Genomic DNA, 26928 nt, shown 5'->3' on the forward strand with positions numbered 1-26928 from the left:
CCGGAGCAGGTAACGAGAGCACGGGATGCAGCCTGCATCGACAGGATCCCCGTCGGCATCCATGAATTAGCCTATGTCATCTGAAATCGTCATTCTCGGCAGCGGTACCTCCATGGGCGTCCCCACGCTCGGATGCAATTGCGCCGTCTGTACCTCGACTGATTCGCGCAACACCCGCACTCGCCCGTCGATCGCCATAGAGTGGGAAGGGAATCGTGTCCTCATCGATACCGGACCAGACTTCCGTCAGCAGGCCATCCGCGAGCGCATCCAGCATATCGACGCCGTCTTCTATACGCACTCCCACGCCGACCATATCCTCGGCCTCGACGATCTGCGCCCGCTCAGCTTCCGCCACGCTGCCGGCATGCCGCTTTACGCGGACGACCGCTCCATCAAGATTCTGGAAACAGTTTTCGCCTACACCTTTTCGCCGGAAGCGAAATATCCCACCCGCGCCCGCGTCAAGCTGCATCGCCTCAATGAACACGAGTCTGTCGATGTTGCCGGAGTAACTTTTCAGCGCGTGCCTATCCTCCACGGAGAAATGCCGGTCGCGGGATATCGCTTCGGCAATGCTGCTTACCTCACCGACATGAGCCGCATCCCCGAAACCAGCCTGCCGCTGCTTGAAGACCTCGATGTCCTCATCCTCGACGCCCTGCGCAAAGAACCGCACCCCAGCCACGCTAATGTAGAGCAGGCCCTGGCCTGGATCGATCGTGTGCAGCCGCGCCGCGCCTTCTTCACTCACATGTCGCACGAACTCGACCAGGCGCAGACGGAGAGCGAGCTGCCGTCGCACATTCGCCTGGCCTACGACGGCCTCCGCATCCCGTTTAAGCTGGCTGGCGGCGCATGAGCATGAAGGTTTTTCGCTCTCTTTCGGATATTCCCGCCGGCTTCGGGCCCACCGTCGTCGCCATCGGCAACTTCGACGGCGTCCACCGCGGCCATCGGGCCATCATCGGCAACGTACGCGCGTGCGCGCAGCGGCTCGGCGCGAAGTCCGTGGCGCTTACCTTCGATCCTCATCCGGTCCGCGTTCTTCGCCCCGAGCAGGCCCCGCGGCTGATCACTCCGCTTCCGCAGCGCCTTGAACTGCTCGCCGCTACCGGGCTCGATGCAACTGTCGTCATTCCCTTTACCGAGGAATTCTCGAAGCTCTCCGCTCGAGACTTCGCCGAGCAGGTTTTGTCGCGAGCTCTTCATGCGATCGAAGTCCATGAGGGCGACAACTTTCGCTTCGGACACAACGCCACGGCAGGCACGCCGGAGCTCATCGAGCTCGGCCGCGGCTTGGGCTTTCGCGTCGAAGCCCATACCGCGATTCACATTCGCAGGCTCACTGTATCGAGCTCCGAAATCCGCCGGCGCGTTGCTGCCGGAGACATGGCCACGGCTCGTGCTCTGCTAGGCCGTCCCTATTCGATCCACTCCACCCAGGCGCGGGGAAGAGGCATCGGCACCCGGCTCACCGTGCCGACCATCAATCTTGCCGCTTACAGCGAGCTGGTACCCGCAGACGGCGTGTACATCACGCAACTGCACGTGGGATCGACCGAGAGCGCACCGAACGGCCAGCTCTTCAACGGAGTTACGAACGCCGGGGTCCGCCCCACCTTCGGCGAGCCCTCTTACGCCATCGAAACCTATCTGCTGAACTTCCGCGAGATCGATCTCACGCCCGAAACGCCGCTAGAACTCTGCTTCCTCAAGCGCCTTCGCGGAGAAAAGAAATTCGCGACTCCAGAAGAGCTCAAGGCGCAAATCATGAAGGACGTATCTAAGGCGCAAAGATACTTCCGCCTGCTGAAATAGCTGGGATCTGCAATCCACCGTCTTTCTGACGGCAAACGGGAGGGAAAATCTCAGCGATGATTGATCGGTTAACCACGCTGAGATTCTTCGCTGCGCTCAGAATGACGAGCAAATGGCGCCATCATGCTTGAGCGAACCGCTTTTTAGCCAACCGGGCTTCAGCGACCCGCTTTTCAGCCAATCGCTAAACCGTAGTCTTCTCCGCCTCCGGTCGCCGTGTTCGCTGTGCACCGGAAACCCCGCGGGGCCTTGTTCGCCGCTCGGGACGCGTAAGCCCTTGTTTGAACAGTTGGACAGCATCCGCAGGCGTCATGGCGATGCGGAAAAGGTCATACAGCGATGTTGCCTCGAGCATGCGCCGCACCGGCTGCGAGACGCCGGTCAGCCATACTGGAAGATACGCCACCATCATCACCCGGCGAGCCTCGATCAGGCAGCCGATGCCATCCGCTTCAAGCCGCGAGGTCAAGGCCATATCCAGGACCAGCATCTGGCCCTGCCGTGCCGCCGTGTGCGCCGCCGCTACGACCTCGGCGCAATCACTTCCGGTCAGGATCTCGGGGATGCGCGCCAGGCGGTAGATGGATTCCATCTTCACGTCGAGCGGCCAATCAGTCTGAATCTCTGGCTGGCTGCGGTTTGCCAGCACCTCAGCCGGAAGATGCCGGATCAGCGCAGCTATGTCGCTAGCGTAGCGCGGCAGCAGACGGCGCGGTTCCTGCAGCATGCGGAAGCACCATTCCAGATTGAGTTTTTGTATCCATTCCGGAGCCCGCTTCATGCTGCCCGCAATCATGTCCAGCGACCCGCCAATCCCGATCGCCACCGGCACCTGCAGGTAATGAAAGTTCCTCGCAATCCAGATCTCCTGCTTGGGATTGCCGAAGGCAACCAGCAGAATGTCCGGATTCGCTTCCTCGATCCGGCGCAGAATCCCTGCGTCATCCATCTCATCGAGCCGCGCCACCGGCGGCGAATAGCTGCCCACGAACCGCGCGCCGGGATGCATCTCTTGAAGCACCCGCGCCGCCTCGGCTGCGTTTTCTGTGCTGCTGCCAAGGAGAAAAATCCCATAGCCGCGCTCGGCGGAAAGCCGCGCCAGCTCCGGAACAAGGTCGACCCCGGTCACCCGCTCCTTGAGTGGTTTACGCAGCAGCCAGGACGCCCACAGCATGGCCGCTCCATCTGGAAGCACCATGCTCGATGCGCAGATGACCCGATGCAGGAAATCACTTTTGCGCGCGTTTCTGGCAAAGTCGAGATTGGCGGTGACGATCTGGTGAAGCGTGCCCGATTCGATCCACTCCGCGATCTGCGCGACCGCCTCGGACATGGTCAGATTCGAGATGGGAAGGCCGAACAGGGCGACCGTTGATCCGCTGTCGTTGGACATGTTCTGCACCTGGTGAAAAAGATTCGACGACCCCATAGGGCCGGACGCGACTACAGGAGATAGCCCGCGTCTTCATAACGAAGACACTCAACGTCATCTTTCACTATCGGCATTATTGGGAGCGAAACAGATCCCACGAACGGGGGAGAGAGCTACCCCGGACGAGCGAAGAGCTCATCTATCCCGGAGAATGGGATACACGCGATTTCGCGATCTCAGAAGAAGGAAGGTGGACTACAGCCGGGCCTTAGGACCGCACACAAGCCGACGTCAGACCGTCTCGACACCAAGCATCTGATCCAGACGCTCCGGATCGAAGCCGATCATCACTTCTTCGCCCACCAGGATCGTCGGAGTGCTGCGGCTCTTGAGTGCCGCCAGCTCCTGCAACGCCGCAGGATCGGCCTGCACGTCCTTGTACTCGAATTCCACGCCCCGCGCGGAAAGAAACCGCTTCGCCGCCGAGCAGGGAGGGCATCCCGGTTGGCTGTAAAGAACCACTCGCTTCATCCTTCTAGGATATCAACGATTCCCGCCGGCAACCAGCAGCCGCGATGGGTTGGCGTCCGGAGCTTTGTAAAGAACCGTTACCCTGACGACCAGCGGGAAAAAGAATTGCGGCGACGTTTTGTGAACAACATCGCCGAGATACCTCGCTAAGTTTCGAAGTGAAAAACGCCGGGTGCCCATGTCTGGATTCTCAGACATGGGAGAAACCGAAGTCGAAGGATCGCGGCTTCCTCTACACACCAACAATCTCCCCGCTCTCATTCACATCGATCTCTTCAGCGCGCGAAACCTTCGGCAGGCCCGGCATCAGCATCATGTTGCCGGCAATCATCACCACGAAGCCCGCGCCCGCGGAGAGAGAAACGTCGGTGATCCTCAGCGTCCATCCCGTTGGCGCGCCGAGCAGTTTGGGATTGTCGGAGAGCGAATACTGCGTCTTGGCCACGCAGATGGGCAGCTCTCCGAAGCCCCATTCCACAAGCTGTTTTAGCTTTTCGGATGCGGTTTCGCTGAACGCGACCTCGCTGGCTCCGTAGACCTCCGTCGCCACCCGCGTTGCTTTGGTCTGAAGCGAGTCCGTCAGCGTATAAACCGGCTGGGGTTTTGCCGGAGTGGCCTCGGTGATTTCAACCACCTTCCGTGCCAGCTCTTCGGAGCCCGCTCCGCCCTTGGTGAACGGCTCGGAGAGCGCGCTGGTGACGTCCCGCTGCGAGCAGTAGGCAATGAGCCGATTGAGATCCTGCTCCGAGTCGCGCGGAAACCTGTTCACCGCTACCACCGTGGGCAGGCAGAAGCGCTGCAGCGTGTCGAGATGCCGGGCGAGATTCGCGAATCCCTTTTCCATATCGCCCTCGCCCTGATTGGTGAGGCTCTGCACCGTGGTGACCAGGACCGCGGCTGCTGGCTGGATTCCCGAGCTCCGCATGACGATGTCCATATACTTCTCTGCGCCAAGATCGGCGCCGAAGCCGGCTTCGTTCACCACGTAATCGGCCAGCTGCAGGCCCATGAGCTGAGAGACCACGCTACTAGTGCCGTGCGCGATATTGCCGAACGGTCCGGTGTGAACCAGTGCCGGAGCGCCCTCGGTGGTTTGCACCAGATTGGGCAGGAACGCTTCCTGCAGCAGCGCCATCATCGATCCGGTCGCCTTCAGGTCCGATGCGCGTACCGGCTTTCCCGCCCGCGTCGAGCCGATAACGATGGATTCCAGCCGCCGCCTCAGGTCGTCGCGATCCTTTGCCAGCGCGAGGATAGCCATGACCTCCGATGCCGCCGTAATCACGAAACCGGTGCGCCGGTTTGCCCCCACGCGCTTGCCGCCGACGTTGATCTCGATCTGGCGCAGCGCGCGATCGTTCATATCCATGGTGCGCGGCCAGGTAATTCGTTCCGGATCGAGATCGAGGTCGTTGCCGTGAAAGAGATGCGTATCGATCAGCGCCGCGAGAAGATTGTGCGCGGCGCCAATGGCGTGCATGTCTCCGTGAAAGTGCAGATTGATCTTCTGGCTGGGCTCGATCTGGGCCAGTCCGCCGCCTGCCGCGCCGCCCTTCATGCCGAAGACCGGCCCTAAAGAAGGCTCGCGCGAGGTGATGAGAGCGCGTTTGCCGATCCGCACCAGGCCCTGCGTCAATCCAATAGCGGAGACGGTCTTGCCCTCTCCTGAAACGGTTGGCGAGGTCGCCGTCACCAGGATCAGCTTGCCTCGGCGCGGAAATGCCGGGTCAGTCAGTAAATCCAGCTTGAGCTTCGCGCCATAAGCGCCAAGGGTTTCGTAGTGGGTTTCATCTAAATTGAGTTTGCGGGCAATCGTTTGAATGGGCAGCATGGGATGAGTCATTGAAAAGTGTCTGATTTCCGTGTCTTTTTCATTCTCTCAAAAGAGAATCCACTTCAGGGAGACAGATATTTGCTCCGGGTCCCTACGGTTTCGTCTGCGGGAGCTAAAGATGGATCGCCGGTCGCGGCAAGCTTCTGCCGCATCCCGTCGTGCTCTACTCTAGAAGCCGGATCGAATTCCCGTAGTAAGGTTTGGAGCGAAAATCGGTGGAGCTCAAACAACTACGTTCTTTCATCGCCGTCGCGCGTGCCCTCAACTTCAGCCAGGCGGCGCGCGATCTGCATCTTTCGCAGCCGGCGCTCAGTGCACAGATCAAGGCCCTCGAGGAGGATATCGGTACGCTCCTGCTCGAACGCAACCGGCGCACCGTTCGCCTCACCCGCGCCGGCGAAAGCCTGCTTGCCGACGCCGATGTTCTACTGCAATCTGCCGAAGCTGCTCGCGTGCGTACCTTGAAAATTGCCTCTGGCGAGGCCGGCCATCTGCGCATTGCCTTCGTCGCCTCGGCCACGGCCGAGTTAGTTCCCGCGATTGTGCTGGCCTTTCGCAGTCGCTACCCGAGTGTCACCCTGGAGCTGAAAAACCTGCCTACCGTGCGGCAGGTCGAAGCACTCGAAGCGCATGGCCTCGACGTGGGTTTCGTGCGGCTGCCACTCACCGCTCCGGCGCTCTCGCTCACTCCGTTGCACAGCGAGCCTTTCGCGCTGGCCATTTCCAAAAGCCATCGCCTGGCGAATGCAAAGAATCTCAGCATCGCGCAATTCGCCAACGAGCCATTCGTGGCCTACGGACAAAGCTGGGCGCCCGAGTTTTATCAGGACTGGACGGGCATCTGCCGCAACGCCGGTTTTACTCCCGTCGTCGTTCAGGAAACTGCCGAGATGGACACCGCCCTGGCGCTGGTTGCTGCCGGGATGGGCGTCGCCATTCTGCCTGAAGGGGTTGCCAATCGCTATCGCCGCGTTATCAAAGTGAAGCCTTTCCTTCGCGAAAAGATACGCTCGCAGATCGGCATCGCGGTCGCTCGCGATCGTAGCGATACCCTGCTCCAGAACTTCATCGCGCTGGCTAGGAAAGTCGTAAAGCATTCATCCACGTGAAGGATGGATGAATGCTTCATAGATTCACTTATCGAGAAAAGTTATCACTGTATTCCAAACATACAGTTGGACCGATGCCCTTTTCGGACACTCTAATCGGCATGTGAACAACAAATGTTCACGCTACGAGGTAAGAGATGATTACGATGAAGTCCGAACATGAAGGTGTCAATCGCCGCTCGTTTCTAGGTGCGGCCGCAGCAGCTCTAAGCGCGAGTGCGCTCTTCGCCCCCGCCGCCTTCGCGCAGAGCCGGGAAGAGATTCGCAAAGGCACTGACAACCACTCAGCCGACAACCCCGGTCCGGTCAACAAGGAGCTGCAGGCGGAAAACGGTGACTCCAACGTTCCGCCGGATACCGATCATGGCGACGTCTCGCCCTTCTGGTACTCCTTTGACCTGGCTCATCGCCGCATTCAGGATGGCGGCTGGACGCGCCAGGTGACGCAGAAGGACCTGCCCAACTCCAAAGACATTGCCGGCGTCACCATGCGGCTCACCGCAGGCAGTTATCGCGAGCTCCACTGGCATACCGCCAATGAATGGGCCTACATGCTCTACGGCTCGGCGCGCATCTCCGTGCTCAACCCGGATGGCACCATTTTCATCGATGACGTGAACGCCGGAGACCTGTGGTTCTTCCCCGCCGGCTATCCGCACTCGATCCAGGGCCTGGGTCCTGATGGCTGCGAATTCCTGCTGGTCTTCGATCAGGGAACATTTTCGGAGTATCAGACCTTCCTCATCTCCGATTGGGTCGCCCACACTCCGCCTGATTTGCTCGAGAAAAACTTCGGCCTGCCGGCCAGCGCAATTCAGAAGCTGCCCACTCGCGAGGAGTACATCTTCCCCGGCACTGTCCCCGGCCCGCTCGAAGACGATCGCCGCGCGGTCGGCGGCAAGACCGTCGAATCGAAGATCTCCTACAGCTTTCGCATGCGCTCCATGAAGCCCACCTTCGAAGATGCCGGAGGCAGCGCACGCATCGTCGACTCCCGCGTCTTCCTCGCGTCCAAGACCATCGCTGCAGCGCTCGTTATCCTCAAGCCTGGAGCCATCCGCGAGATGCACTGGCATCCCAACGCCTCCGAGTGGCAATACTGGCTGCAGGGTACGGGCCGCATGACCGTCTTCGCCTCGGCTGGTGAGGCGCGCACCATGAGCTTCCATGCCAACGACGTGGGCTACGTTCCTGCAGTTGCCGGACACTACATCGAGAACACCGGCACGGACGATGTGATCTTCCTCGAGATGTTCAAGAGCGACCAATTCTCCGACGTCTCGCTGAATCAATGGATACGCCGCCTGCCTGAGCAGATAGCCGAGGCGCACCTGCATCTCAGCAGCAGCGAACTTCAGCAGATCCCCGACGCCAAAGATCCAGTCTTGCCGCAATAACAGGAGCCGTGGGGCTGATTTCCGGAGTCCAAGGTTGCGGGCGAGGAAATCGGCCTCACGGAGTCGTTAAGGATATGTTTCGCCCGCATGCGCGCACGCTTATGAAGCCCTTATGCCGCGCTTACCCAGTATTTATTCCTTCCTTATTAGTCTTTAACCTGCGCGCCGCAGAAGTAGCCAACCTGCGAGCGGCCAGAGTCGGAGACTATGTTTCGAACAAGCGAATTCAAAACCATTTTTACCCCTCTTCCTATGATTTTAGGAGGATTGCTGGCAGCCATTCCGTTATGCGCGACAGCACAGGATCTAGCCCAGAATGCAAGCCAGGAAATAAACGGGAATGCGAGCCACGCTATAAGCCAGCCGTACGCGCCGGAGAATAGCGCGCCCGCTGATGGCGGCCAAAGTCAGGGGAGCGGCCAAAGCGCAGCAGGTCCCGCGCCCGCAGCGTCTTCCCCTCAGATACCGCCGCAAGGCTTATTCACCCGTCTAGGCCACGCCTATCTCGAGGACTGGAGCCCCAGCCCCACCGCAACTGCTGCCCCGGAACCCACTCGTCGCGGCACACCGGCCCCTTTGAACTCGCCGCCTTTTCCGAGCGCCGACTGGCCGATTGGAGGCACCGTCGTCATCGGAGCACCGGACTACCAGACCTATCCGCTCATGCAGGCGGTGAACGAGAATAAGACTCGCTTCAAGATGTACGGATGGTTCGACATCGGCTACAACGCCAGCACCTCCGACAAAGGCAAGTATGCCAACGCCCCGGCCGCATACGACGTGATTCCGAATTCGGTTCAGCTGGATCAGGCTGCTCTCTACCTCGAGCGCCTGCCCGACACCGTGCAGAAAGACCATTTCGATTGGGGCTTCCGCTTCACCAGTCTCTATGGTCTCGATTATCGCTACACCACCGCCTACGGGGATTTCAGCCAGCAGCTGCTGCAGAAGAACAACACCTATGGCTACGATCCGGTGATGTATTACCTCGACTTCTATCTGCCCCACATCGGGCAGGGGACCGACGTCCGCGTAGGCCGCTACATTTCTCTTCCCGACATTGAAGCGCAGCTCGCTCCGAATAACTACACCTACAGTCACTCGTTGCTCTATACGGTCGATTGCTATACCCAGCACGGTGTCAATGTCACCACCAAGCTGAGCGAGCACTGGACTGTTCAGGAAGGAGTTTCGGCGGGTTGCGAAGCCGCGCCCTGGAGCAAGTACGCCAAGCTCACCGGCGACGCTTGCGCTGGCTACACATGGACCAACGGCAGTAACAATCTCTACTTCTGCGCGAATTCGCTCAACTCGGCGAAGTACGCCTATAACAATATTTCTGCGTATTATCTAACCTACTATCACAAGATCAACGCCACCTGGCACACCGACACCGAGGCCTGGTATCAGTACGAGCGTGATGTTCCGAACCTCTGCTATGGTCTCGACCCCTGTATCAGCTACGGTCCTAACGCCAATATCGGAGCCAACTCCGGCGAGATCACTTCGCCCTCGCTCATCAACGGCGCCAACGGAGCCCAGTGCAATCCTCTGGCGACCCACTGCTACGCTCCCGACTATGCCATCGTGAACTACCTCGAACACGAGTGGAACAACCACCACACCTCGCTGACCATTCGCAACGAGTATGTCGATGACCTGAGGGGCCAGCGCACCGGCACCGCGACCAAATACTCCGAGCATCTGGTGGGATTGAACTACTGGGTTGGAAGCACCATCACTTTCCGGCCAGAGCTGAGGCTCGATCACTCCTACGACAAGCCGGCCTTCGACGCACCCACCGGCGGCGCGCCCTCCAAGACCACGCAGCTAACTTTTGCCGGAGACCTCATCTGGCACTTCTAGAAGAAGACGGGCACCCGGTTAGGATCCCGGGTGCCCATGTCTTATTTTCGGAACGTGGAACGCGAAGCCCATCTTTCGCGAACCAGCGAATGAGCGAAGACAACGACTAACCCGGACCAACCTTGCCTGCTGCAGCCGAAGCCACATGTGTAGCAAAGGCAGGAGCCGACCCCTTCAGGTCGCCAGGAAACTGTTCATCCGGTTTTCCGGCAATCGCTGTTTTCATGAAGTCCATCCAGATGGGCAGTGCGGCATGTGCGCCCGTCTCTTTGTCACCCAAAGACTGGCGGCTGTCATACCCCACCCACACGCCGCAGGTCAACGAGGGCGAAAAGCCCATGAACCATGCGTCGGTAAAGTCGCTGGTCGTGCCGGTTTTCCCGCCCAACGCATGATGCAGCTCCGAGGCAGCCTGCCCCGTCCCACCCGGTTCGATCGTGGACTTCAAAAACACCATCATGGTCCGCGCCGTCTTTGCGCTGATCACTTCCTTTACCTCGGGAACCGGCTCGGTCATGGGAATGCCGTCCGCCGACGTAACCCGCCGGATCAGCCGCGGCGCAATGCGGATGCCGTCATTGGGGAAGACCGAATAAGCTGCCGTATGCTCCATCAGCGTGATCTCGACCGACCCTAGCGCCACCGGCAGAAACGGAGGAATGTTGCTGGTTACGCCGAAGCGATGGGCAGTATCGATGACCTTGTGAATACCCACGCGCTGCGCCAGTTTGAGCGCCGGGATATTCCGCGAATCGGCGAAGGCTTTTTCGAGCGTGATCTCGCCCAGGAAATTGCCCTCGTAGTTATGCGGCGTATATGACCCGAACGAAGTCGGCGCATCCAGAATCATCTCGCCCGGTGTTGCGCCTTCTTCAACCGCGGCCGTGTACACATAAGGCTTGAATGACGATCCCGTCTGCCGCTCCGATTGTGTGGCGCGGTCGAACTGCGACATGTCGAAGTCGCGTCCGCCCACCAGCGCCAGCACGTCGCCCGTCGAGTTATCCATCGCCAGCAGTGAGCCCTGCGTGCCGCTGTCCTGCTCCAGCACGCCGGTGAGATTGCCGCCATCCTGGCCGGTTACGTGAACATAAACGATGTCGCCCTCGTGTAGAAACTCGGGCGCTGTCTTGAAGCCGGTCCAGGCCCAGTTCTCAGGCGTCAAAACAACCTGTTGGTTGCCCACTTTAGCCGTTACCTGGTAGGGAAGTATCCCCGTTACCAGCCCATGGATATAGCTCCCCTGCTGCACCGGCCCATTCCAATCGGGATGCTTGAATGCATTCAGCGCGATTCCGCCGGCGATCACATTCAGCAGCCGTCCCTTCCATCCATGCCGGCGCTCGTATGCGGCCAGGCCATCCAGCACTGCGCGGTTTGCCGTCTCCTGCAGATCGAGATCGAGCGTCGTCTCCACCTTTAGGCCCGCCTCGTGGACGCGGTCCGATCCGAAGCGCCGCTCCAGCTCGCGCCGCACCTCTTCTACGAACCATGGAGCCAGGCTGTTGGGTGGCGCCTCGATATGCAGGCCGAGCGGCGCTGTTCGCGCCGCGTCCGCCTGCGCCGTGGTGATCGCGCCGTCCTCGAGCATTGCGTTAATGACGGTATTCCGCCGCCGGAAGGCGCGATCGGGATTCACGACCGGAGAGAATTCGTTCGGCCCCTTCGGCAATCCCGCCAGCAGAGCTGCTTCCGGAAGTGTCAGGTCTTTGGCATGCTTCGAGAAGTAGTATTGCGAGCCGGCTTCGAAGCCGTAGGTTCCGCGCCCGAGATAGATCTGGTTCGCATACAGCGTGAAGATCTGCTGCTTGGTGAAGTTGTGCTCGATCTGCAGCGACAGAAAAATCTCCTGCAGCTTGCGGCCCGCGGTTCTTTCGTTCGAGAGAAAAAGATTCCGCGCCAGCTGCATGGTCAGCGTCGATGCGCCCTGCGCGCGTCCTTTCGAAGTGATGTCGTGATACACCGCGCCCATCACGCGGAAGACGTTCACGCCCCAGTGGCTCTCGAAGTTCTTGTCCTCAATTGAGATCACGGCCTGCCGCAGCAGAGGAGAAAAGCCGTCGTAATCCAACACCACGCGCCGCTCCAGCGCGAAAGAACCGAAGAGGCGTCCATGAACGTCGTAGAGTTCGGTGGTGGTGTCCGGCCGGTAGCGCTCCAGATCCTGAATCTGCGGCAGGTTCACCGAGTACACCAGCATCAGCCCGCTCAGCGATCCAACCGCAATCGCCAGCACGGCCATAAACGCCAGCGCCACATTGCCGGCGACCTTGCGATTTTGTGCAGGTGGTTTGAAGTTCGAAGAGCGTCTGGATTTCGAAGTAGCCGGAAGAGACTTAGGCTTCGCCGGTGGATCGGAAGGTGGAGGTGCCCATGGACCGCGTGATTTCAATGGCGCTCTCTCACTGGGGAATGTGGAACGACAAGGAAATTTTATTACTCAGAGCACGCACACGCATCACGATGAGCCGAATTCGATACGGTGATTTTTGCAGTCGAAAGGAAGAAGTTGCTATGTATGCACTCACAACTGAATACGTCAGCAGAGCCAAACTAGCGGAATCTCACTGCCGCGATATTAGGAAAAGAAACAATCGTCAATCGCGAACAGGCGCCGAAAGGCGCAGTTGCCTGGACGGCCAGTCCCGGCCAGTCCTAGGCGGTTTTGGCTTTTAGGACGTCCAGGGCTTTGTTGAGCTGATCGTCGGTGGCAGGCGCTGTTTTTTCGGCCGGCTGCGTTTCGTCTATGTCTTCTTCGGCGAGAAGCTGGTCGATGCTCTCAGTCACCACGATGTTCGGAGTGACAGCCGTATCCTGAATAGCCTTGCCCGAAGGTGAATCGTACTTCGCGATCGAGAGGATCACCGCCGCGCCATCCGGCAGGTCGATGGTCTTCTGCACTGCGCCTTCGCCGAATGTCCGATCACCGATCAGGTCGCCGCGCTTGTTGTCCAGGATGGCAGCCGCCACCAGCTCGGCTGGTCCAGCGGTTCCATGATTGATCAGGAGCACAAGCGGGGCGTTGGTGATGAACTTGGCCGGATCGGCGTCGAAGGTCTGCTTGGCGACCTTCTGCCCGGAGAGCGAAGCGATGTTGCCGCTCTTCAGAAACGCATTGGCCAGCCGAATCGCCTGGTCGGAATCGCCTTCGACCACGTCGCGCAGATCGAGCAATACCTTCTTGTTGCCATTCTTGGGCATGGCTCGCAGCTTGGCATCGATCTCGTTGACCCGCTCCCGGCTCAACACGCCCGGCTTCAGGTATAGGATCGAAGAATTCTCATACTGCTGCTCGGCCAGCGGAGGAGCAGTGATCACTGTCCGCGTCAGCGAGATCTTTTGTGGCTCGGCCTTGCCCGGACGAACGATCGAAAAGGTGACATTGGTGCCGGGCTTGCCTTCCAGGCTCAGCCGGATCATGGCCAAAGACATCTCGCGCGTCGAGTGACCGCCGATGGCCTCGAGAATGTCGCCATCCATAATGTGCTCTTGCTTGTCAGCCGGACTTCCCGGAACCACCGCGACCACCGTGGCATAACCGAAGCGCTTCGACACCTGCAAGCCAACCTGTGCCGTGCCCTCGTTCGAATGTGCTTTGTATGCCGTGTATTCAGCGGGCGTGAGATAGCTGGAGTCGGCGTCGAGAGATTCCAGCAGGCCATGCAGCGCGCCGGTCGTCACATCGTTGATATTCGGCTCGGTGACGTAGTCGCTCTGAATCTTGTGCAGGACCTCTTCGTAGACGCCCATCTGGCGATAAACGGTCTCGCTCTGCGAGCCGGCGCTTACGCCGCCGGAGATGAATCCACCGAGAAATACGATAACGACGAGGGCAACGGAGATGCCGAAGACGGAGCGCTTGAAGGCTTTTGACATGTGCAGAGGGCAGCACGAAGCTGATTACCTCAGATGATACTCCAAGCGGGCGGAGAGTGCCTCACTGGTGGCGGCGGACAGAATCGACCTGTCGAGCTACGGGTTTGGCTTCAACCGACGGGAGAAAACCCGTCGCCTGATGGAATATCCGCACCAAATGTGGGGTGCGCCAGCCCTTCGCTACATTCATTTGTGCGTCTTAGTGCTACTGGTGGCGGCGGGCAGAATCGAACTGCCGACCTACGGGTTATGAGTCCGTCGCTCTAACCATCTGAGCTACGCCGCCAAACGAATCCCAATCAGAAACAGGACCGACTTCTCATGATACGAAGCCTAGGCGCTTAGGGTCAAACCGAAGTGGGTTTTCGTCGCGGAAAACGGGCATCGCAAGCATCAGCCCGGCACGTCTCAACAAAGCCCAAGTCGTCTCTCCGCTTCAGGCACGCGTGGAAGCTCTGCAGCCCCATAGGAATGGTTGTTGGTTGTTAACAACAATGTATGCGGGCAGGGCGCTTGGGCGATATTCCACCAACGGGGGATCAACGCGGACAAGCGTTCGAGTCGCAGGCAGTTTCGTGGGACAAGTCGCCTGGCATCTCGCGCGATGCCGATCCTCGCAACGGCTCCCTGCTGGATCGCGGAGGAATATTCTTCTTCGCATTTTGTTGTTTTTAAAGGAAGACAGACGATACGACGCGCAACACTGAAGCGCCTAAAAATGAAGTATGAGGAGAAACTGAACAGTGAAAGGTGAAACGAACGTGAGTGACAAAAGGCTTGGTGGAGAGCGATTGAACGCAGGAAAAGTGGCACGCTTTTTAATTCGTGTCCCAGCGAAGGAAACGAACGGCGCCTACTCTGTGACGGAGTTTCTATTGAACCCGGGCGACAGCACCTTCGTTCATCAGCAGGAGAAAGAAGATGAATACCTGCTCGTGTTGGATGGCACTGCGAAGATCCTCTGCGGAGACAAGACCTTCGAGGCCAAGGCAGGAACCACAGTGAGTCTTCCGCGGGACGTGCCGCACGCCTGGGGGAACCCCACCGATGCTCCGCTCCGCGTGATCATCACGGCGGTTCCGGGAGGCTGTGAAGAGGCGTTGCAGATGATCGCGACGAACGGAGACCGGGTGGATCTGCAAGAGATCGGAAAGAAGTATGCGGTCAAACTTGTAGGGCCTCCGATGCTGGGTGGTCGGTAAGCGATGCGCACGTGGCTCGGGCTTACGGAATGTAGCCGGGGCCACAAGTGCCGTCATCCAGTGCTGCGCCGATGAATTCAGGAGGCTAGCCTGACCTGCTCCGAGGATCCTGCTGCACTCCGATAGCGGAAAGGTATAGCCTTATCTCCGTGATTCGGTCTCTGCGGCAGCAGTTCAACTCGCGTTACCGTCCCGAAGACTACCGGCATCTTCTGCGCAATCTCGATGCCTGTGTGCGCACCCATGTCTCCTTCAGGGTCGCCGAAACTCCGACCTTCTTTCCCAAGTCATTACTGGATGAAATGGCATCCATCGGCGCTGAGCTCACTCTGCGACTGGTTGAAGACGCAGACTACATGGCCAAATCAGCAAAGGCTATACCTGAAGCCTGGTGTGCTGCCGATCAGACTCCCCATCCTCACTTCATGACCGTCGATTTCGGCCTGGTAAAGAAACAGGACGGATCTCTTTCTCCGCGCCTGGTCGAACTTCAGGCCTTCCCGTCGGTCTTCGCCTATCAATACGTACTATCGGAGAGCTACCGCGCTGCCTTCAATCTCGATGCCCTGGGACCGCTCGACTACTACCTTGGTGGAAATAACGAAGCTGGTTTCTGGAAGCAGATGGGGCAGGTCATTCTCAACGGACATCCTCCAGAAAACGTCGTTCTCGCCGAAGTAGATCCCATGCACCAGAAGACGCTGCCCGATTTCCAGGTGACCGCCGACCGGCTGGGTATCCGCATCGTCGATATCTCCGCGATCACCCCTCAAGACCGTCCAGGCAGGTTACCCAGGCTCTGTTATCGCGAAGGCAAGCACCTCGTTCCCATCCATCGCATCTACAACCGCGCCATCGTGGACGAACTGATCCAGAAGAAGATCCATCTTCAATTTGACTATCGGGAGTCGTTCGACGTGGAGTGGGCTGGCCATCCCAACTGGTACTTCCACCTGAGCAAATTCTCCATCCCATACCTCGATCACCCCTCGGTGCCGCCTGCCGTCTTTCTGAATGAATGGTTTGACGGAAAAGGGCGAGACCGCTTGCCCGCCGACCGCGAACAATGGATACTGAAGCCTCTCTTTTCGTTCGCAGGGAAAGGTATCCGATTTGCTCCCTCCGAAGAGGAATTACACGCCATACCTGGTGCAGAGCGCAAAAACTACCTGCTGCAGCAACGCGTACAGTTTGAATCGGTTATCGACACCCCTTTGGGGATGACCCAGCCGGAAATTCGCATCTTATATCTATGGCCCGACGGAGAGGATCTTCAGCCTGTTTTACCGTTGATTCGGCTGGGGCGTGGGCAGATGATGGGTGTGGATCACAATCGCGGTCAGGAGTGGGTCGGCGCTTCCGCTGCCTTCTATCCACTGCAGTCCTGAATCGGCTGGCTGGAAATCGCCGAAGCTTCCGGATGGTCTCTGCGCCGATAGGGATTCAGTACGCAGGTAACCCCAAGCCAAACCTTTTTACTGTCAAACGTAGGGGCGAAGGTGTAAACTTTCGTAATTCCAGGCAAGTTAATTCATTTTAGTAAGTCGAGACAAATACTTTCAAGGCAATATCACTGCATTCCTGGGAGCTGGCATATGGACTTGGCGACTCGCACTGTCGAAGAGCACGAAAATGAATTGGGCGTTGGCGAAAAGCCGAGACTCAGGGCATCTGTTCGTTTCCCTATTGCTCTCCCCCTTCATCTGGTCGCGTCAACCAAGCAGTATGACGCAGTAACAGACAATATATCTGCAAGTGGGATTCTCTTTCACCTGGATGAACTTCTACCCCCCGGAACCCAGGTGGAATTCTTGATTGAGATACCGGAAGGAACCATTGGGGCCTATCAAACCGCGGCTGTACATTGCGTCGGAAGGATTGTTCGGTCCTACGTGGAAAGTTCGACGGCCTTCGCCGCAGCAGTAATCGAAGAATATAGCTTTCAGTGACTGGGGGCACGACCAAAATCTTTATGGGCGAACTAACTACTATGGAACAGCCAGAGGCCATCTCTGTTGACGGCATGCCGCAATCGGGTAAACCTCTTATTCGAATTCTTTTGGCGGATTCCCAGGCGATTTATCGCGTGGGTATGCGCAAAGTTTTTGCCTTGGAAGACGACATCCGTGTCGTGGGTCAGGTGGAGCGCGTGGATCATTTGGCGGATGCTGTCGTTCGCCATCCCGCGGACGTACTGCTCATGGAAGGCAATCTGATCGCAGGCACCTCCGATGTCATTCCTGAAATCGTCCGGCTCGCGCCGGAGATGAAAATCATCGTGCAGACCTCGGGCACCGACGAAGCTCATACCGTAGAACTCTATCGGCGCGGCGTGCGCGGAATCATACCCCGGTCCATTGCCCCCGATCTGCTGGTGAAGTGCGTCCGCAAGATCGCCTCGGGTGAGACCTGGATCGACAACCAGTCGGTAACCTGGGTCATCGAAGCCTATCGCTCGCAGGCCACGTCGATCACCAATCCCAAGTCGCAGCCGAGACTTTCACCGAAAGAGCTCTCCATCATTGCCTGTATCACGCAGGGCAAGCGCAACAAGGAGATCGCCTTCCAGCTCGGCACCACCGAGCAGGTGGTGAAAAATTATCTGCGCAAGATCTATGACAAGCTGGGAGTTTCGGATCGCCTCGAACTGGCGCTCTACTGCCTGCATCATCAGATTCACAAGAAGGCAAGTGATCAAGAAGGCGCTATGGTCGTCAAGGCCGGCGTCAACGGAAGCGCTTCGCACTAGAAATTTAAGTCGTCATCCTGAGCGCGCGCGAACGGAAATTCATTTTGTTCGCGCCATCGCCAGCCTCTGATTCTGCAATCGCCCCCGGCTTCACGATCGAAGTGTGTCACGCGCCGCTCGTTATCTTGATCCACTTATCTCGAGACGTGCCCCATCACTCACTCTTTCCTCTGGTAATCTCGTTCTGAGCCGGAAGTCGCGCTCGATGAATCGCCTATGCCGAGCGTCTTCCGGAGCCTGAACTCCCATCAGCGCCACGCCTTTGCCGCCTGTTTCCTTGGCTGGTCGCTGGATGCTTTCGATTTCTTCATTCTGGTCTTCTGTGTCTCTTCGATTGCCGGCGACTTCCACGTCCAGCCGTCCGCCGTAGCCGAAGCATTGTTTTTCACTCTCGCCTTTCGTCCCGTAGGAGCCTTTCTCTTCGGTGCTCTGGCGGACAAGTATGGCCGCCGGCCGGCGCTGATGCTGAATATCGCCTGTTACTCGATCTTCGAGCTGGCCTGTGCCTTTGTCACCTCGCTGCACGGCCTCTACTTGCTGCGCGCTCTCTTCGGAATCGCCATGGGCGGCGAGTGGGGCGTAGGCGCGGCGCTGGCCTTTGAAACTCTCCCCAAGGAAGGCCGCGGGTTTTTCTCCGGGCTGCTGCAGGAGGGATACGTCGTCGGCTATCTGGTCGCCGCAGCCGCGTATGCTTTGCTCTTTCCGCACTTCGCTCACATGATGTGGCATGGATACATCGTCGGCTGGCGAGGCATGTTCATCGTCGGAGCGATTCCTGCGCTGCTGGTCTTCTACATCGGTTTCAAGGTGGAAGAGTCGCCGGTATGGCGCGAGCGCAACGCCCGCGCAACTGCTCCACAAGCGGCCTCAACTGAACCTAAAACCGGGGTACTGGCCGGCATTCGCCAATACGCGCCGACTTTCCTGTTTCTTATCCTGCTCATGACCGGCTTCAATGCTCTCTCGCACGGAACGCAGGATCTCTATCCGACTTTTCTTCAGAAGGACCATCACTTCTCGGCGGGCCTCACGGGCGCGGTTGCCATCGTCTATAACGTGGGAGCGCTGCTGGGCGGAATTTTCTTTGGCGCGCTCTCTGAGAAATTCGGACGCAAGCGGACCATCATTGCGGCCGCACTTCTTTCGCTGCCGATGATCCCGCTCTACGCCTTCTCGCATTCTCTCTACGCGCTGGCCGGCGGAGCCTTTCTCATGCAGTTCATGGTGCAGGGAGCCTGGGGCGTGGTGCCCGCCTATCTCAGCGAGCTCTCGCCTGGACCGGTGCGAGCGACCTTCCCGGGATTGGCCTATCAGCTCGGCAACCTGATCACTTCACGTAACTCGGTGATTCAGGCCAAGGCCGCAGAACGCTTCGGAGGCTACGGACGCGTGCTTGCCGTTACCGTGCTGATCGTCGCCTGCTTCCTGGCCATCATTACCGCGTTCGGAAGAGAGTCCCGCGGCGCCGACCTCACTGTATAAACCGTCTTGTGGTGGAGGTCAGCGTTTCCTCTCCAAGATCAGCTTCTCCACCGCGCGAAAATCCTCTTCGGTGTCGACGCCGATGGTGTCGTAGGGCGTGTGCGAAACATAGACGTCAATGCCGTTTTCGAGGAAGCGCAGCTGCTCCAGTTTTTCGATAGCCTCAAGGCGGCTGGCGGGTAGAGAAGGAAAGCGTTGCAGCGCGGCTTTGCGGTACGCGTATATTCCGAGATGCTTGCGATACGCCACCCCGCCTGCCTTGTCGCGGTCGTAGGGGATGGTCGCGCGTGAAAAATAAAGCGCCCGACCATTTGCGGCCGTCACCACCTTCACCGCGTGCGGATTGGTGACCTGCTCGGGGTTGCAATCCGTCGCCAGCGTTGTCACCTCGACCTCGGGCCGCTCCATCGGTGCGAGCAGCGCCTCCAGATGCTCGGGGCGCAGCAGCGGCTCGTCCCCTTGTATGTTGACGTAAATATCGGCGGCGATCGACTGCGCTACGGCATGCACGCGGTCGGTGCCGCTGGCGCAATCCTCTGGTGTAAAGACAGCCGGCAGGCCATGCTCCTGTGCGAAGCTCAGGACCTCTTCGGAATCCGTCGCGATCAGTACCTGGTCGAGCAGAGGACAGGCGCGCGCCGCGTGGTAGACCCATCCGATCATCGGTTCGCCCGCAATTTCGCGAAGCACCTTGCGGGGAAGCCGGGTCGAAGCCAGGCGGGCGGGAATGACTCCAAGGACACGTTGTTTCATCACGAGGGCGGGATCGCTATCGATTTCGATCAAATCTGTTCCTTATGGGTTCCTTGTCGGGTTAGAGCCAGTTTAATAGAGAAAATCCGGCTGTTTTTGCACCTGATAACCTGTCTATACTGCTCCGCCCTTGCGCCCTCCTTCACCGACCCGTTAGTGTGGAGCTTGAACTGCGCTTTGTCGAACTCTTTGCCTTCGCTCGGCGCACATCTTCCTGAACCAAAGGCAGGCCTGAAAGCGCATGACGTCTCCTTCGCACACCGATTCGCACCTTAGCTCGACTCTTCGCGAGAACCGCATGTTTCCTCCTCCGCCCGAGTTCGCCGCGAAGGCCCGGATCGGCAGTCTTGCCGAATACGATGAGCTCTACGCGCGCTCGGCCGCTGCCCCCGAGGCGTTCTGGGACGAGATCGCGCGCGAGCTGCACTGGTTTGCTCCCTGGACCAAGACGCTGGAGTGGGATCTGCCCTGGGCCAAATGGTTCGTCGGCGGGAAAATCAACATCTCCTACAACTGCCTCGATCGCCACGTCAACAACGGCAAGAAGGACAAGACCGCAATCCTCTGGGAGGGCGAGCCGGGCGAGGTCCGCAAGCTGACCTACGGAGAGCTGTTGAGCGAAGTGGAGCGCTTCGCAAATGCTCTCAAGTCGCTGGGCATCGGTAAGGGCGATCGCGTGGCCGTGTACATGGGCATGACGCCCGAGCTGGCCGTCGCCATCCTGGCCTGCGCGCGCATCGGCGCGGTGCACTCCGTCATCTTCGGAGGGTTTGCCGCCAACGCAATTGTTGATCGCGTCAACGATGCGCAATGCGTCGCCATCCTCACCCAGGACACTTCTTATCGCCGCGGTTCGCAGGTGAAGCTGAAGGCATCGGTTGACGAGGCGCTGCCTCACTGTCCCACGGTGAAGAATGTCGTCGTATACAAACGATCGGGTGCAGACATCACCATGCAGGCCGGCCGCGATCACTGGTGGCACGATCTGATGGCCGCGGCCGCGCCGGCTTGCCCGGCCGAGCAGCTCGACTCCGAAGATCCGCTTTACATCCTCTATACCTCAGGAACGACCGGCAAGCCCAAGGGGCTGGTCCACACCACCGGCGGCTACTCCGTCGGCACCTATTTCACCAGCAAGCTGGTCTTCGACCTGAAGGATGACGATGTCTACTGGTGCTCGGCCGACATCGGCTGGGTCACCGGGCACTCGTACGTGATCTACGGCATCCTGCAGAACGGCGTCACGACGCTGATGTATGAAGGCGCGCCGAACCATCCCGAGTGCGACCGCTTCTGGAAGATCATCGACGACCACAAGGTCTCTGTCTTCTACACTGCACCTACCGCGATCCGCGCCTTTATCAAGTGGGGCGATCAGTATCCGCTCAAGCACGACTTGAGCAGCCTGCGCCTGCTTGGGACGGTGGGCGAGCCCATCAATCCCGAGGCCTGGATGTGGTATCGCGACATGATCGGCAAAGGCCGCTGCCCTATCGTCGATACCTGGTGGCAAACTGAGACCGGCGCCATCATGATCGCGCCCGTGCCGGGAGCGGTCGCCACCAAGCCTGGTTCTGCAACGAGACCGCTGCCCGGAATTGTGCCGGAGATTGTTACAAAAGAGGGTGACCCGGTTCCACCCGGCCAGGGAGGCTTGCTGATCATCCGCAAACCATGGCCGTCCATGGCTCGCACCATCTTCAACGATCCCGAGCGCTACGAGCAGGCTTACTGGTCCGAGGTCCCCGGCTCCTATTTCACAGGTGACGGCGCGCGCTGTGACGACGACGGCTACTACTGGCTGATGGGCCGCGTCGACGACGTGATCAACGTCAGCGGTCATCGCCTTGGCACCATGGAAATCGAATCCGCGCTCGTAGCCCATCCCAAGGTCGCCGAAGCCGCGGTCGTCGGTCGTCCCGACGAGCTGAAAGGGCAGGGAATCTCTGCTTTCGTCACTCTCGAAAGCGCATTCCAGCCTTCGCCCGAACTCAAAGATGAGCTGCGCAAGTGGGTGGCGAAAGAGATCGGAGCGCTGGCCCGCCCCGACGATCTTCGCTTTACCGATCAGTTGCCGAAGACGCGCTCCGGAAAGATCATGCGCCGGCTGCTGCGTGAGTTAGCGACCCACGGAGAAATCAAAGGCGATACAACGACCCTCGAAGACTTCAGCGTAATCGCCAAGCTGCGCGAGCAGGATGAGTAGTTCGCGCCTGTAACAGGCTGAGGGTGCCCCACGTCTGGATTTTAAGACGTGGGATGAAACATAGTCCAGCCATCCGTTACTTGAATTGGCTATACACGTCCGCTCTAGAAGTCGACGTGTGCGCGAACGCTTGGCACCCACACCGGTCCGCGATCGCGGTTATACCCTGGGCTGTCGACGTGCTGCAGATCGAAGGCGAAGTATAGCCCCTTCCACGCGTGCATGTTGTAGTAGGACTCCTCGATATTCTCGCGCCCGTAGTTCAGGTGCCCATCGCCGAGAATGAAGCCCAGACCGCCGTAGGCCAGATAGTTCTGATGATCCTTCTTGATGGCGTTGCTCACAAACGTAGTGCCGACTTTGTCGAGAGGTCGATGCCACGCTGCGCCTGAGTAGTCGCCGCCAATGGCGACTGTCTGATCGATCTCGGTGTAGGCATACGACTCGTGCTGTCCCTCATTCCAGCCGAAGCGGCTATACACGCGGAGATACTGCGTGATCTCCTGCTCGTTGTTCCAGGTGAAGCCATACTTCACCGCGCCGAAATGCGCATGGTTCGCGATCTCCGGAGTTAAATCGCTGCCGGCGAGGAAAGCCTCGACCGCTTCACGGTAGGTGCCCATGTGGGCATTGTTCACGTAGCCGAGAATGCGCGTCGTGCCCTTGCGCTTGGGAAGCACCGACTGCCGCAGCTCGAACTCCCAGTTCTGCCCGCGAGCGCGTGAGAAGGCCCAGTCGAGATCGATACCGTTGGCCACCGTGGGCATGGCGAAGATGCCGTAACGCGCGCTCCAGTTGCGGTCGTCGTATTCGAGCACGCCGCCCACCGTATAACCGCGCGTGTCGGCCGCGTAATCCCACGCGCCGTTGTTGTCGACCGACCAGTTCATGAACTGCAGATGGCTGTCGCTGCCGATGGAGTTGAGGTCGAAGACATCGGGCAGGCTCATCTTGCCCACACGCGCCTCGAAGCGCCTCACCGGCACCTCGGTTGCAAGCGAGAATGGTCCGCGCTCGGCCTCGGTCATCTCGTCGGTGAGTCCAAAGGTCTGGTGAATGACTCCGCGTGCGAGATATGGTGATGAGCCCAGGTTCGGGTTCCGAACCACATCCACATTCATGAAGCCGGCAACGCCCAGGGCTTCGCTCAACCCACGGCCGCCGGCGCTCTCGAAATCTACGATGAAATCGGTGTTGTAGCGGGTATTTTTGTGTGGCTGGAAGCCAAGATAAAGCGTTCCCAGCATAGACGTCTTGTATTCGCCGGCGTTGCGAAAGCTGTTCGTTCCCTGATACGGAGAATGAAAGGCAAAATTGGACTGGAAGATAATATTCGCCTGACCCGCGATATAGTAGCGGGCATTGTCAGGATGGGGAAAGAACGTGACTTCGCTTTCTTCCGGCGCTGCCGGCTCAGAGCTATCGTTGCTGCTCGCACTCGACCCCGGATTTTGCGCGAGGAAGAGATCTGTCGAGAACTCACGCAGGCCCGCCGTGCTCAGCTGGGCGGAGGGTGCATCCGGCAAAATCGCGATCGACTGCGCGCGGGCGCCAAGAAAGGCCGGCAGCAGGCAGACAATCGTAACCCAAACGCGCACAGATTCCTCCGTAAGATGCTTTTCGGAAATAGTAGGACGACAAGTTGAAACGATCATTCACGGGAAAGGTTGCAGTTTGGTTACAACTCCCCGTCAGCCAGCCGCGAATTGGTCAAAAAGCGAACTCGCTCCCCACGCCGACAGCTTTTTTTACCATACCCCCCTAGGATATTAAAATATAAATATGTCTCATTTAGAAAAAGAAAAACAAAAGCTCGTTGCCCGCATCCGGCGTATTCGCGGCCAGGTAGATTCCGTCGAAAAGTCGCTTGGCTCGGAGGCGGACTGTGCCGACGTGCTGATGCTTCTGGCCAACATCCGGGGAGGCATCAACAGCCTCATGGCGGAAGTCCTTGAGGATCACATCCGCAATCACATGATGGGCCCCGAGAAAAGTCCCGCGCCGTCCGTCGAGCTGGCCGAAGACCTCATCGACCTGGTGCGTGCTTACTTGAAGTGAGCGGGGCCGTTACTTCAGCAGGTCCATGGCTTGTTCCAGTGCGGCCGTAAGCAGCAACTGCGCGCCCGTGGTCAGCTTGCGTCCTTCTGCGGTGAGGTAGAAGACGTCGATGGCCATCTCGCCTTCGGTATCGATGAGCGCGACCTCGATATTGCATCCGCATTTGGCGAAGCTCTTGGCGATCTCCCGCAACAGCCCCGGGGTATCGGGCGCCACCACCTGCAGCAATGTGCTGTGCGAGGAAGAGTCGCTATCGAATTCGAATCGCGTCTCGATATTGACCTTGGCTTGAGTGCGGCGGTTGGCGTGGCGTCGCGCGTTCAACAGCTTTTCGATCGAGACCTGCTGCCCAATTGCGTCGCGGATGCTCTGCAGAAAACGGTCGATCTCCGAAGGGTTCAGCGCCAGGGTCTCGAAGGGATCGGTGAACTGGAAGGTGTCGATGATGAGGCCGGCGGCATTCGAGAAGGCATCCGCCTTTACGATATTCATGCCCCACGAAGACAGCACGCCGGCCATGTCGGCGAAGAGCAGCGGCCGGTCTGTGGTGACCAGCGTGATCTCATTTAGCTGGCGGACGGTGCGAAAGGCTACTTGCACGGGCTCCTTCGCGAGCTGGAGCGCCATCATGAAGTGGCTGCGAATCTGATCCGGCAATCGCGTCTGCAAATACCGCTGCGGCAACCCTTCCAGGAAGGCGCGCAGCTCCGGCGCGCGGTCCGGAGCCAATGCCATGATGCGGTTGAGCACCGCCGGGTCGGCATCGACGTGATAGCGTACTTCGTCGACGCTGCGATCCAGAAAATTCGACGCGCCCATGTAGAGCTGCCAGAGATTCTCCGCCTTCCATGGAGTGAGCGCGTCGGGGGCGACCGCTTTGATGTCGGCGTAGGTCATCAGCGTCAGCATTTTCAGCTGCGGCTGTGTCCCGATCTTCTCGGCCAGCGCACGAATCGTCTCGGCGGCGAAAATATCGCGGCGCAGCGCCAGCGACATCTCCAAATGATGGCGAATGATGCGCCGCACCGTCTCGCGCTCCTCGGTGTCGAACTCGAGCCGCGCAAAAAGATTCTCCGTCAACTCCACGCTCTGGATGGCGTGATTGCCGGTGCGCCGCGCCTTGCCCGTGTCGTGCATGAGCAGCGCCAGGAAGAAGAGATCCAGGCGATCGATCTCGGGCAACAGCGTGGCAAAGCGCTTCTCCCAGTCCTGGTGGGGCTGGCGCAGGGCATGAACATTGTCGATGACCAGAAAGGTGTGTTCGTCGACGGTATAGCGATGGTACGAATCGCGGATAACCAGCGAGTCGATGCCATGAAACTCCGGGATCAGCAGCTCCAGAATGCCCAGCGCGTGCATGGTGCGCAGAGCATGCGCCGCATAGGGTCCGAGCAGCACCTCGCGCAGGCAGTTCCAGAGGAACGGCCCCTCAGGCATCTGCACCGCGAGGACGGGAAGGCTATCGGCGATGCGGTCTTCCGCGTTCTGGCTTAATTTGTAACCGTGAGTGGCAATAATTCCGAAGATGCGCAGGATGGCATCGCCATCGATGTCGGTTGCCGTCTCATCAAGGTCGAGCCGGCCTTGTTCGAGAAAAAAATCGGTGCCCGGAACTGGCGTCCGTTTGCGCTTGAATTGTTTGTAGAAGGAGCGACGCGCAGGCGGCAGGTCATCGAGCAGCAGAGCCGCGCGGCGATAGATGGTGCGCGCGTGGCGATAATATGTCCGCATCCAGTAGGCGGGATCGGCTGAGCCGCGCGTTTCCAGCCCCACGCTCTGAGCCGCAGCCTCGTCCTGCGCATGCCAGTCGAGAATATTGTCGTCGCGGCGGTTCCTGTAGTGCAGGAAACATCGTGCCGCGGCAAGAAAGTCGTAAGCGGATTCGCGCTCGTTGTGGGTCGCGTAGAAGGAATTGGTCTCGGGCTTGGGCCACGCCTTCTCCGACTTGAGCGTTGCCAGCAGCGTCAGCCACTGCGCCACGTGATAATCGCGCAGGCCGCCCGGACACTCCTTGATATTGGGCTCGAGATGAAAGATGGTGTTGCCGTATTTCGCGTGCCGTGCGCGCGCAATCTCGCCGAGGTTTTGTACGATCGTGTCCCAGTCGCGCAATCCCAGCGTCGGCAAAAGCTCGCTCTCCAGCCGTTTGTAAAGCCCCGCATCGCCGGCGATGAATCTGCGGTCCAGCAAGGAGACGGTGAACTCGAGATTGTCGGGGTCGACGCGATCGCATTCCTTCAGCGTGCGTGTCGCCGGACTGGCGCGTAGTCCCGCGTCCCACATGGCCTGGGTCGTCGCACGCAACAGCTCGTGCGAGTCCCGCTCCACGCTCTCGTTTGCGCAGACATACAGAATGTCGACATCGGAAAAAGGAAAGAGCTCTTTGCGTCCGAACCCGCCGGTTGCGACGAGAGCAAGGTTGCTGCGGTCCGCTCCGCTCGACAACCCTGTCCATATCTGGCGAACGATGTTGTCCACCAGCGTGGCGCGTCGCCGGATGGCCGCCGAACCATCGCCGCTGCGCTCGAAGGACTGGCGCACGTCCTCGCTCTCCTGTTGGTACAGGCTCCGCAACTGAGGCAGCAATGAAAGGTCAGCGGTCATAGTTTCAGTCCAGAAAACCGGCCTAATCTCTCCGGCGTCAAAGCTCAGGTCACAGCTGGATAGACTGG

Annotated in this window: 20 protein-coding genes and 1 tRNA gene; 12 read left to right on the plus strand and 9 right to left on the minus strand. The window is 59.1% G+C overall.

All coding sequences use genetic code 11. From position 1 onward, the window contains the following. Positions 1-73: 73 nt before the first annotated feature. Both XX99_RS01900 and ribF read left to right on the plus strand, forming a co-directional pair. On the plus strand, positions 74-862 hold the full coding sequence (locus XX99_RS01900) for an MBL fold metallo-hydrolase (protein WP_050057672.1): 789 nt from the start codon (positions 74-76) through the stop codon (positions 860-862). Beyond that, on the plus strand, positions 859-1821 hold the full coding sequence (gene ribF, locus XX99_RS01905) for a riboflavin biosynthesis protein RibF (protein ID WP_331386713.1): 963 nt from the start codon (positions 859-861) through the stop codon (positions 1819-1821). Before XX99_RS01900 ends, ribF begins: the two co-directional genes overlap by 4 nt. Positions 1822-2005: 184 nt before the next feature. Here ribF and XX99_RS01910 read toward each other — a convergent pair whose 3' ends face one another. The 3 genes from XX99_RS01910 to XX99_RS01920 form a co-directional block, all read right to left on the minus strand. Beyond that, positions 2006-3214 (minus strand): WecB/TagA/CpsF family glycosyltransferase, encoded by a 1209-nt coding sequence (locus tag XX99_RS01910; protein ID WP_184084487.1) that lies wholly within the window; start codon positions 3212-3214, stop codon positions 2006-2008. A gap of 270 nt (positions 3215-3484) precedes the next feature. Beyond that, positions 3485-3724 (minus strand): glutaredoxin family protein, encoded by a 240-nt coding sequence (locus tag XX99_RS01915; protein WP_050057675.1) that lies wholly within the window; start codon positions 3722-3724, stop codon positions 3485-3487. A gap of 232 nt (positions 3725-3956) precedes the next feature. Beyond that, on the minus strand, positions 3957-5567 hold the full coding sequence (locus tag XX99_RS01920) for a formate--tetrahydrofolate ligase (RefSeq protein ID WP_050057676.1): 1611 nt from the start codon (positions 5565-5567) through the stop codon (positions 3957-3959). A 206-nt stretch (positions 5568-5773) separates the two neighbouring features. On the opposite strand from XX99_RS01920, the gene XX99_RS01925 reads away from it, so the two are divergent. The 3 genes from XX99_RS01925 (at position 5774) to XX99_RS01935 (ending at position 9930) form a co-directional block, all read left to right on the plus strand. Next, positions 5774-6667 (plus strand): LysR family transcriptional regulator, encoded by an 894-nt coding sequence (locus tag XX99_RS01925; protein WP_050057677.1) that lies wholly within the window; start codon positions 5774-5776, stop codon positions 6665-6667. Between the two features lie 146 nt (positions 6668-6813). Continuing rightward, positions 6814-8064, plus strand: coding sequence for a cupin domain-containing protein (locus tag XX99_RS01930; protein WP_156185753.1), 1251 nt, complete (start codon positions 6814-6816; stop codon positions 8062-8064). Positions 8065-8331: 267 nt separating this feature from the next. Then, positions 8332-9930, plus strand: coding sequence for an outer membrane beta-barrel protein (locus tag XX99_RS01935; RefSeq protein ID WP_184084489.1), 1599 nt, complete (start codon positions 8332-8334; stop codon positions 9928-9930). Between the two features lie 106 nt (positions 9931-10036). Here XX99_RS01935 and XX99_RS01940 read toward each other — a convergent pair whose 3' ends face one another. The 3 genes from XX99_RS01940 to XX99_RS01950 form a co-directional block, all read right to left on the minus strand. Next, positions 10037-12322, minus strand: a complete 2286-nt coding sequence (locus XX99_RS01940) for a penicillin-binding protein 1A (protein ID WP_408021475.1) — start codon at positions 12320-12322, stop codon at positions 10037-10039. Between the two features lie 263 nt (positions 12323-12585). After that, on the minus strand, positions 12586-13806 hold the full coding sequence (locus tag XX99_RS01945; RefSeq protein WP_050057680.1) for a S41 family peptidase: 1221 nt from the start codon (positions 13804-13806) through the stop codon (positions 12586-12588). Positions 13807-14015: 209 nt separating this feature from the next. Next, a tRNA-Met gene (locus XX99_RS01950) sits at positions 14016-14092 on the minus strand. A gap of 520 nt (positions 14093-14612) precedes the next feature. Here XX99_RS01950 and XX99_RS01955 point away from each other — a divergent pair. The 5 genes from XX99_RS01955 to XX99_RS01975 all read left to right on the plus strand — a co-directional run bounded on the left by XX99_RS01955 (position 14613) and on the right by XX99_RS01975 (position 19239). Then, entirely contained in the window at positions 14613-15008 is a 396-nt protein-coding gene (locus tag XX99_RS01955; protein ID WP_184084492.1) for a cupin domain-containing protein, read from the plus strand. A 149-nt stretch (positions 15009-15157) separates the two neighbouring features. Beyond that, positions 15158-16396: an ATP-grasp domain-containing protein gene (locus XX99_RS01960; protein ID WP_050057682.1), complete on the plus strand. Its 1239-nt coding sequence runs from the start codon at positions 15158-15160 to the stop codon at positions 16394-16396. A gap of 207 nt (positions 16397-16603) precedes the next feature. Beyond that, the gene (locus XX99_RS28510; protein WP_050057683.1) at positions 16604-16957 is read left to right on the plus strand and encodes a PilZ domain-containing protein; all 354 of its coding nucleotides are present in this window, start codon (positions 16604-16606) and stop codon (positions 16955-16957) included. A 41-nt stretch (positions 16958-16998) separates the two neighbouring features. Further along, positions 16999-17757 carry a response regulator transcription factor gene (locus tag XX99_RS01970; RefSeq protein ID WP_050057684.1) on the plus strand — a complete coding sequence of 253 codons (759 nt, stop codon included), beginning with the start codon at positions 16999-17001 and terminating at the stop codon, positions 17755-17757. A gap of 216 nt (positions 17758-17973) precedes the next feature. Then, positions 17974-19239, plus strand: coding sequence for an MFS transporter (locus XX99_RS01975; protein WP_050057685.1), 1266 nt, complete (start codon positions 17974-17976; stop codon positions 19237-19239). 18 nt (positions 19240-19257) lie between these two features. Here the strand turns inward: XX99_RS01975 and kdsB are convergent, their stop codons facing one another. Further along, positions 19258-19992, minus strand: a complete 735-nt coding sequence (gene kdsB, locus XX99_RS01980) for a 3-deoxy-manno-octulosonate cytidylyltransferase (RefSeq protein WP_050058073.1) — start codon at positions 19990-19992, stop codon at positions 19258-19260. 241 nt (positions 19993-20233) lie between these two features. Between kdsB and acs the strand changes: the two genes are divergently transcribed. Further along, complete coding sequence (gene acs / locus XX99_RS01985) at positions 20234-22198, plus strand: acetate--CoA ligase (protein WP_050057686.1); 1965 nt, start codon at positions 20234-20236, stop codon at positions 22196-22198. 104 nt (positions 22199-22302) lie between these two features. On the opposite strand, the gene XX99_RS01990 is transcribed toward acs, so the two are convergent. After that, a complete protein-coding gene (locus XX99_RS01990) occupies positions 22303-23796 on the minus strand; it encodes a carbohydrate porin (RefSeq protein WP_050057687.1) in 1494 nt (497 codons plus the stop codon). A 184-nt stretch (positions 23797-23980) separates the two neighbouring features. Here XX99_RS01990 and XX99_RS01995 point away from each other — a divergent pair, with 184 nt between their 5' ends. Next, entirely contained in the window at positions 23981-24256 is a 276-nt protein-coding gene (locus XX99_RS01995; RefSeq protein ID WP_050057688.1) for a metal/formaldehyde-sensitive transcriptional repressor, read from the plus strand. A 9-nt stretch (positions 24257-24265) separates the two neighbouring features. Here XX99_RS01995 and XX99_RS02000 read toward each other — a convergent pair whose 3' ends face one another. After that, positions 24266-26860: a bifunctional uridylyltransferase/uridylyl-removing protein GlnD gene (locus XX99_RS02000; RefSeq protein ID WP_050057689.1), complete on the minus strand. Its 2595-nt coding sequence runs from the start codon at positions 26858-26860 to the stop codon at positions 24266-24268. Positions 26861-26928: the final 68 nt, after the last annotated feature.

Origin of the sequence: Silvibacterium bohemicum (assembly GCF_001006305.1) — a bacterium.
Taxonomy (GTDB): domain Bacteria; phylum Acidobacteriota; class Terriglobia; order Terriglobales; family Acidobacteriaceae; genus Silvibacterium; species Silvibacterium bohemicum.

What these genes read in the sequence shown, in the direction of transcription:
- XX99_RS01995 (WP_050057688.1), top strand. Translation starts at nt 23,981, where the DNA reads ATGTCTCATTTAGAAAAAGAAAAACAAAAGCTCGTTGCCCGCATCCGG.
- XX99_RS01910 (WP_184084487.1), bottom strand. Translation starts at nt 3,214, where the DNA reads ATGTCCAACGACAGCGGATCAACGGTCGCCCTGTTCGGCCTTCCCATC.
- XX99_RS01945 (WP_050057680.1), bottom strand. Translation starts at nt 13,806, where the DNA reads ATGTCAAAAGCCTTCAAGCGCTCCGTCTTCGGCATCTCCGTTGCCCTC.
- XX99_RS01930 (WP_156185753.1), top strand. Translation starts at nt 6,814, where the DNA reads ATGAAGTCCGAACATGAAGGTGTCAATCGCCGCTCGTTTCTAGGTGCG.
- XX99_RS01970 (WP_050057684.1), top strand. Translation starts at nt 16,999, where the DNA reads ATGGAACAGCCAGAGGCCATCTCTGTTGACGGCATGCCGCAATCGGGT.
- XX99_RS01900 (WP_050057672.1), top strand. Translation starts at nt 74, where the DNA reads ATGTCATCTGAAATCGTCATTCTCGGCAGCGGTACCTCCATGGGCGTC.
- XX99_RS28510 (WP_050057683.1), top strand. Translation starts at nt 16,604, where the DNA reads ATGGACTTGGCGACTCGCACTGTCGAAGAGCACGAAAATGAATTGGGC.
- kdsB (WP_050058073.1), bottom strand. Translation starts at nt 19,992, where the DNA reads ATGAAACAACGTGTCCTTGGAGTCATTCCCGCCCGCCTGGCTTCGACC.
- XX99_RS01975 (WP_050057685.1), top strand. Translation starts at nt 17,974, where the DNA reads ATGCCGAGCGTCTTCCGGAGCCTGAACTCCCATCAGCGCCACGCCTTT.
- XX99_RS01920 (WP_050057676.1), bottom strand. Translation starts at nt 5,567, where the DNA reads ATGACTCATCCCATGCTGCCCATTCAAACGATTGCCCGCAAACTCAAT.
- XX99_RS02000 (WP_050057689.1), bottom strand. Translation starts at nt 26,860, where the DNA reads ATGACCGCTGACCTTTCATTGCTGCCTCAGTTGCGGAGCCTGTACCAA.
- acs (WP_050057686.1), top strand. Translation starts at nt 20,234, where the DNA reads ATGACGTCTCCTTCGCACACCGATTCGCACCTTAGCTCGACTCTTCGC.
- ribF (WP_331386713.1), top strand. Translation starts at nt 859, where the DNA reads ATGAGCATGAAGGTTTTTCGCTCTCTTTCGGATATTCCCGCCGGCTTC.
- XX99_RS01915 (WP_050057675.1), bottom strand. Translation starts at nt 3,724, where the DNA reads ATGAAGCGAGTGGTTCTTTACAGCCAACCGGGATGCCCTCCCTGCTCG.